Origin of the sequence: Streptomyces sp. NPDC059477, assembly GCF_042749375.1 — a bacterium.
Taxonomy (GTDB): Bacteria; Actinomycetota; Actinomycetes; order Streptomycetales; family Streptomycetaceae; genus Streptomyces.
The window spans coordinates 44,828-51,585 of the sequence record NZ_JBHYUG010000060.1; the positions used below are offsets into that span (position 1 = coordinate 44,828).

General features: G+C 70.1%; 5 protein-coding genes. 1 reads left to right on the plus strand and 4 read right to left on the minus strand.

Annotation, left to right across the window (positions count from 1 at the left end; translation table 11 throughout):
* Window positions 1-139 precede the first annotated feature (139 nt).
* From ACFXAZ_RS26545 to ACFXAZ_RS26560, 4 genes are all read right to left on the minus strand, one after another.
* On the minus strand, window positions 140-1,789 hold the full coding sequence (locus tag ACFXAZ_RS26545; protein ID WP_384596181.1) for an extracellular solute-binding protein: 1,650 nt from the start codon (window positions 1,787-1,789) through the stop codon (window positions 140-142).
* The gene (locus ACFXAZ_RS26550) at window positions 1,786-2,754 is read right to left on the minus strand and encodes a carbohydrate ABC transporter permease (protein ID WP_384596184.1); all 969 of its coding nucleotides are present in this window, start codon (window positions 2,752-2,754) and stop codon (window positions 1,786-1,788) included. Before ACFXAZ_RS26550 ends, ACFXAZ_RS26545 begins: the two co-directional genes overlap by 4 nt.
* A complete protein-coding gene (locus tag ACFXAZ_RS26555) occupies window positions 2,751-3,728 on the minus strand; it encodes an ABC transporter permease (RefSeq protein ID WP_384596187.1) in 978 nt (325 codons plus the stop codon). The genes ACFXAZ_RS26550 and ACFXAZ_RS26555 overlap by 4 nt, the downstream gene beginning before the upstream one ends.
* A 143-nt stretch (window positions 3,729-3,871) precedes the next feature.
* Window positions 3,872-4,882 (minus strand): hydroxyacid dehydrogenase, encoded by a 1,011-nt coding sequence (locus ACFXAZ_RS26560; RefSeq protein ID WP_384596190.1) that lies wholly within the window; start codon window positions 4,880-4,882, stop codon window positions 3,872-3,874.
* A gap of 348 nt (window positions 4,883-5,230) precedes the next feature.
* Here ACFXAZ_RS26560 and ACFXAZ_RS26565 point away from each other — a divergent pair, with 348 nt between their 5' ends.
* A complete protein-coding gene (locus ACFXAZ_RS26565) occupies window positions 5,231-6,514 on the plus strand; it encodes a phytase (RefSeq protein WP_384596199.1) in 1,284 nt (427 codons plus the stop codon).
* The last annotated feature ends 244 nt before the right edge of the window (window positions 6,515-6,758 follow it).

Below are 6,758 nucleotides of genomic sequence, written 5' to 3' on the forward strand. Positions count from 1 at the left end.
TTCCTCGTCATGCGCTACGGGCTTCACTCGTCATCAGGTGCGGGTCCCCGTCATGGGGTGCGGGCTCTACTCGTCATCAGGTGCGGGTCCCCCGTAATGAGGTACGGGCTTCCCGCGTCATGAGGTACAGGCTCCCTGATCATGCGTTGCGCGCCTCCCACGCCTGCTCGTACTCGGCGCGGATCTGGTCGCCGGCCTCCTTGCGCCAGGTCTTCATCGCGTCGTCCCAGTCGCTGACCGGGCGGCGGCCCTGCATGATGCCCTTGCGGATGTCGTCCAGGCCGGTCTGGAGCAGGCCCGACTTCCTGGCGTTGGTCGGCGAGTAGAGCGATTCGGCCGGGTTGGGCCGCCGCTGCTCGATCGCCTGCTTCTGGAAGGCGTACTGCCGGCTCACGATCTCCGGCTTGGCCGGGTAGTAGAGCGTGAAGGGCGCGTCGGTGGCGAAGATCGTCGGCAGGGTGACTTCGGTGCCGCCCTGGGCGGTGAGGATCGGGTCGGTGCCCCGCAGGGTGTGGTCCGGTCCCTGGACGCCGTACTTGCGCAGCAGATAGCCGTCGGTGCCGAAGGGGGTGGCCAGGGCGTCGAGCGCGCGCAGGATCTGCTGGATGCGCGCCTTGGGCGCCTTCTTGAGGATGAGCGTGGCGTAGCTGGACTGGCCCTGCCACTGGACGCCCGGGCCGCCGTCCCAGCCCGGCGCGATCATGTAGCCGATCTCCATGTCCTTCGCGTTGGGGCCGTAGACGGTGTAGTAGTCGTTCCAGGCGACCGGACCGTCGGGGTTCATGACGGTGTGTCCGGTGCCGAACCACTCCTTGGCCTTGCCGAGCACGGTGTACGTGTCCGGGTGCATGAGTCCGGCCTTGGTGAGCGAGCGCACCGCGTCCAGGGCCTGCTTGGCCTCCTCGGTCTCGTGGTACCAGGTGAAGCGGCCGTTCTCCTCGCCCCACTTGTTCGGGGCGCCCAGGGACTGCATCGCGAAGTCCCAGGCGGTGACGCTCTCGCCGAGCGCGTACCGGTTCGCCTTGGGGTCGGTGACGTCCTTGCAGAGCTGCTCGAACTCGCGCCAGCTCGTCGGGTTCGGATCGACGCCGAGTTGCTTGAGCAGGTCCAGGCGGACGAAGTTGGGGCCGCCGGACAGCGGCCGGGGCATCGGGACGGAGTAGATCCCGCCGTTGAGGACGGTCATGCCCCAGGAGGCGGTGGGGATGTTGGCGAGGTGCGGGTAGTCGCGTACGGCGTCGCCGGACAGATACGGGGTGAGGTCCTCGAACAGGGTGCTCAGCATATCGGGCGAGGCCGCGGCGTTCGAGTTCGGCGGCAGCATCAGCATGGCGTCGGGCAGGTCGCCGCCCGCGATGGTGACCGCGAACTTGCTGGGGTAGTCGGCGACGGGGGTGATCTGGAAGTTGAGATCGCAGCCGACGTACTGGTTCAGGGCCTGCCACATGGTGTTGCGGTCCACGGGCGGCGGCACCGGGTTGAAGATGAGGTTCATGATGTCGATCGGGTCGCCCTTGGCGGGCGGTCCGTCGGGGAAGGCCCGGACGGGGTCCTTCGGGTAGTTCAGATAGCCGGGGGCCACGCCGTCCGCGGTCGCGGGCATGGAGGTCTCCACGCCCTGGTACGGGATGTACGTGGGCAGCGGTACCTGGGCATTGGCCGCGGCGGTGGACACCGGGCGGTGGTCGCCGCACGCGGAGAGCGTCAGGCCCGCCGCGACTCCGGCGGCCGAGGCGAGGAAGCCGCGGCGGCTGAGTTTGTTCGTCACCGTGTTGATCACCGTGTTCATCCCTTCACCGCTCCGACCATCACGCCCTTGTTCATGTGCCGCTGGAGGAACGGATAGATCAGCACGATGGGCACGATCGAGAGCATCAGAATCGCCGCTTGCAGGGACTGCACGGGGGGTATGGCGGCACCGGCCGCCACATCCACCTGACCACCACTGAGCTGCGCGTTGTTGACGACATAGGTCCGCAGGACCATTTGCATGGGCCATTTGGCGGTGTCGTTCATGTAGAGCATCGCGTTGAAGAAGGCGTTCCAGTACGTCACCGCGTAGAACAGGCCGATGACGGCGACCGACGCCTTCGACAGGGGCAGGACGATCCGCAGCAGGATCTTCATCTCGGACGCGCCGTCGATGCGGGCGGCGTCGATGAGTTCCTGCGGCAGCCCCATGAAGAACGACCGCAGCACGATCACATTGAAGGCGTTGATCACGCCGGGCAGGATCAGTGACCAGTAGCTGTTGATCAGGCCCAGTTGCTTGACCATGAGATAGCTGGGGATGACGCCGGGCACGAACAGCATGGACATCAGCAGCAGCATCAGGACCGGCTTGTGCCCGAAGGACCCGGGCCGGCTGAGCCCGTAGGCCAGGAAGATGGAGCAGACGAGGCTGAGCGCGGTGCCGACGACGGTGACACCGACACTGACCAGCATGGCCTGGGAGACCAGACCGCCGGAGAGCAGCGCCGAGTAGGAGTCGAAGGTGATGTTGTCGGGCCACAGGACGTATCCGCCGGCCTCGGTGACCTGCGCCGAGTCGGCGACCGACGTCGAGATGATCGCGAGGAAGGGCAGCACGACCAGGATCACGCAGACCAGCAGGATCACGGACTTCAGCGCCCGCCACGGCAGCGCGCCGGGGGTCTCGCCGGGTATCGCGCTGTAGTGGCGCTGGGGCCGCTTCCCCTGCTGGGGAGGCTTCGGCTTGCGGCGCACCGGGTGCGCCGGATTGAGCGTGGTCACTTGCGGTACACACCTTCCTCGCCGAAGAAGTGGGCGATCTTGTTGGCGCCCAGGACGAGCACGACTCCCACGAGGCCCTTCACCAGGCCGACCGCGGCGCTGACGCCCCACTGTCCGCCGATGACGCCGTTGTTGTAGACATAGGTGTCCAGGACCTCGCTGTTCTCCAGGCCGACGCCCTGCTGTTGCAGCACGATCTGCTCGAAGCCCACGGACAGCGCGTCGCCCAGGCGCAGGATGAGCAGCAGGATGACCAGGCCGCGCAGGGCGGGCAGGGTGACATGCCAGGTCTGCCGCCAGCGGCTGGCCCCGTCCATGGCGGCGGCCTCGTAGAGGTTGTGGTCGACGCGGGACAGGGCGGCGAGGAAGAGGATGGTGCCCCAGCCGGTGTCCTTCCAGATCACCTGGGAGGTCAGCAGTGTCTTGAACAGCTCGGGGTCGCCGATGATGCTCCAGGTGCCCATGTCCTGGGCCTGGAGGAACAGGTTGAGCATGCCGGCGTTGCCCAGCATCTGCTGGAACAGGGCGACGATGACCACCCAGGACAGGAAGTGCGGCAGGTACAGGACGTTCTGGACCCACTTCTTGATCCGCTCGCTGACCAGACTGTTGAGGGTCAGGGCGAGGAGGATCGGTGCGGGGAACACGAACACGACCTGGATCAGGGTCAGCTGGAGGGTGTTCGACAGCGCCCGCAGGAACCCTTGGTCACCGTTGAAGATGACGGAGAAGTTCTCGAATCCGCTCCAGGGGCTGTGCAGGATGCCGATGTACGGCTGGTAGTCCTGGAACGCGATCACATTGCCGAGCAGCGGCACATAGTGGAACAGCAGCAGGACGGCGAGGCCCGGGAGCACGAACCAGAACAGGGCGAGATCCCGGCGGCTGTGCGGCTTCAGTCGCCGCAGGCGGCCCCTGTCCGGCTGCCGGCCCTTCTCGGCCACATCCGTGGCCGGTGGTTGCAGAGTTGTCATGTGGTACGGCCTTTCGAGAGACGGGCACCTTCGGCCGATCCCTGGGCGGGGGGTTGATCGAGTCGAGGGGGAACCGCTGCTGTGGGGGTGCGGGTGCGGGGTGTCCTGGTGGAACGTGTGTGGTGTCCCCGGCGGGCGGACGCTCAGGCCAGGCGTTTGAGCCGGTCGCGGGTGACCTCGCCGAGCAGTGGCTCACCGGCCAGCCAGCGGGCGGTCTCCTCGACGGCGTAGGCGCCCAGGCGGCGTACCTCGCTGCCCTGCGCGCCCGCGATGTGCGGGGTGAGCAGGACGTTGGGCAGGGAGTACAGGGGGTGGCCCGGCGGCAGGGGCTCGGGGTCCGTCACATCGAGGTAGGTCTCCAGGCGGCCCGAGGCGCACTCCTCGGTGAGGGCCTCGGTGTCCACGAGAGCGCCGCGCGCGGTGTTGATGAGCGCGCCGCCGTCGGGGATCAGGGCCAGCATCCGTGCGTCGAGCAGTCCCGTGGTCTCGGGCAGCAGCGGTGCGTGCACGCTGACCACGGTGGAGCGCCGGCACAGCTCGGCGAGTTCGACGCGCTCGGCACCGATCCGCCGGGCCTCGTCCTCGGTGACATACGGGTCGGTGACCAGTACCCGGTAGCCGGCGTCGGCGCGGCGGAGTCCTTCGATGACCCCGCGGCCGATCCGGGAGGCGCCGATGATGCCCACGGTGAGCCCGTCGCCGCCGGGGCGGCCCGCGAAGTCCGGCCAGTCGTCCCGGTATCCGGCCGCCGTCGTCAGGGTGCGGCGGGCGGCGAGGGTGATGAGGGCGAGGGTGTACGAGACGACGGGACCGGCGTTGGCGTCGGCGGCCGACGAGACGGTGATCCCGCGTTCCCACACGGCGTCGCTGACCAGTTCCTTGACGGTGCCCGCGGCGTGCAGCACGGCTCGTAGCCGGGGTGCGCGGGCCAGGACGTCGGCGGTCAGTCGCGGGCAGCCCCAGCCGGTGAGCAGGATCTCCGCGTCGGCCAGTGCGTCGGGGCAGGTGGCCGGTGACCAGGGCTCGATGGTGACGAGGTCGGTGAGTGCGGCGAGGCGCGCGTAGGTGTCCGGTGGCAGGACGAGGTCGATGATGCCGGGGTTCATGACGCAGACCGCCCTGGGGCGTGCGGGGTGTTCGGCTCGTGCGGTCATGAGCGGTCCTTCGTGGTGCGGGAGGGAGGGGAGAGGAGTGGGGCGGGGGCGGTGTGCTCCTCGGGCTGGGGGTTGGTGCCGCGGGGGGGGGGGGCGCGGGGGCACCGGGGGCCCCGCTCCCACGGAGAGTGGTGACTTCTGTCCGACCGAGGAGAGAGCGCCTCACCGCTGGGTCGAGCGCGCCGGGCATGGTGGGGCCAAGGGGCCGCCGACCCACCGCCGTGTCCGTTGCCCGAGCATTCCCCGTCCCTTCATCTGCCGTTCGGAACCCGGCTCACGCCCGGCAGCCGCTCACCGACAGGGTCGTCGCCGTCCGTCCAACATCCCCAGAAGGGACCGACTGTGACGATGCGTCAGACGCTGCGAGGCACCTGGCTGATACTCGGCGCGATGCTGGCCACGGCCTGGGCGTCGCCCGCCGGGGCCGCCGGGCCGCCCACGGTCCAGCCGAGGGCCGAGACCGCCGCCCTCTACGACGACGAGGCGGGCGGCAACGCCAACGCGGACGACCCGGCGATCTGGCGCAACAGCGCCGATCCGGACCGCAGCCTGGTCATCGCCACCGCCAAGGAAGGCGGCCTGCGGGTCTACGATCTCGCCGCGCGCGAGGTGCAGTCCCTCCCCGCCCCGGCCCCGCCCGGCGAGGACGACGCGCCCGGCCGGTACAACAACGTCGACCTGGTGCTCGGCACCCGTCTCGCGGGCACCCGCGCCGACCTGGCCGTGGTGAGCGACCGGGGCAACGACCGGCTGCGTATCTACCGAGTCGACGGCAACCGGCCCGGCGCCCCCCTGACGGACGTCACCGACCCGGCCGCCCGCCCGATCTTCAACACCACCCAGGACGAGATCAACGACCAGCACACCGCCTACGGCCTCGCCACCTGGACCGACACCGGATCCGGCCGCTCCTACGCGCTGGTGAGCCGGCGCAGCCGCACCGAACTGGCGCTGCTGGAACTGACCCCGGCGCCCGGTGGCACGGTCGGCTACCGCACGGTCCGCACCCTGACCCTCCCGTCCGCCTTCCCGCTCCCCGACGGATCGACCTGGACGCCCTGCGGTGAGCCGGACGAACTGCCCCAGATCGAGGGCATGGTCGTCGACCCCGCGAACGGCACGCTGTACGCCGGTCAGGAGGACGTCGGCATCTGGCGGCTGCGCGCCGACCTGACCGGCGGGCCCGTACTGATGGACAAGGTCCGCGAGTTCGGCGTGCCGGGCACCTACGACGAGGAGACCGAGGAGTGCACCCCGGGCGCCGACCCCGGCTTCGGCGGTGACCGGCTGGCCGCCGACGTCGAAGGGCTGACGATCCTGGACGAGCCCGGCGGCGACGGCTATCTGCTGGCCTCCGGCCAGGGCGACAACACCTTCGTCGCCTACGACCGCGAAGTCAGCGAGCACAACGCGTACGAGGCGTCCTTCCGGATCACCGCCGCCTCCGCGACCCTCGACGGCTCCGAGGTCTGCGACGGCGCCGCCGTCCTCAACGCCCCCCTCGGCAAGCGCTACCCGAAGGGCCTCCTCGTGGTCCAGGACGGCCAGGAGACCCCGGCGGACGGCGACCGCGAGTCCACCGGCTTCAAGTACGTGGACCTCAGGGACGTAAAGGACGTCCTGAACGACTGACCCCCGCACCCCTGGCCCCTTCACCCCCGGCCCCTTCACCTTTGGGCCCCGCACCCCTGGCCCCGCACCCTTGGGCCCCGCACCCCGTGGGCCGGGGCGCGGCGCGGCCCCCGCCCCACGCCCCGCACCCACTCACTCCCCCCTCACACCCCCCCCCCCTCAACACCTCCCGGCCCCGCCCCGCCCCCCCCCCCCCCGGGGCCGGGGCGGCGGGGCCCGCCCCCTCGACGGCGTCTCCCTGACC

Bases quoted from the DNA above. Each gene is read 5' to 3' on its own strand.
- ACFXAZ_RS26545 (WP_384596181.1), bottom strand. From the start codon at position 1,789: ATGAACACGGTGATCAACACGGTGACGAACAAACTCAGCCGCCGCGGC.
- ACFXAZ_RS26565 (WP_384596199.1), top strand. From the start codon at position 5,231: ATGCGTCAGACGCTGCGAGGCACCTGGCTGATACTCGGCGCGATGCTG.
- ACFXAZ_RS26555 (WP_384596187.1), bottom strand. From the start codon at position 3,728: ATGACAACTCTGCAACCACCGGCCACGGATGTGGCCGAGAAGGGCCGG.
- ACFXAZ_RS26560 (WP_384596190.1), bottom strand. From the start codon at position 4,882: ATGACCGCACGAGCCGAACACCCCGCACGCCCCAGGGCGGTCTGCGTC.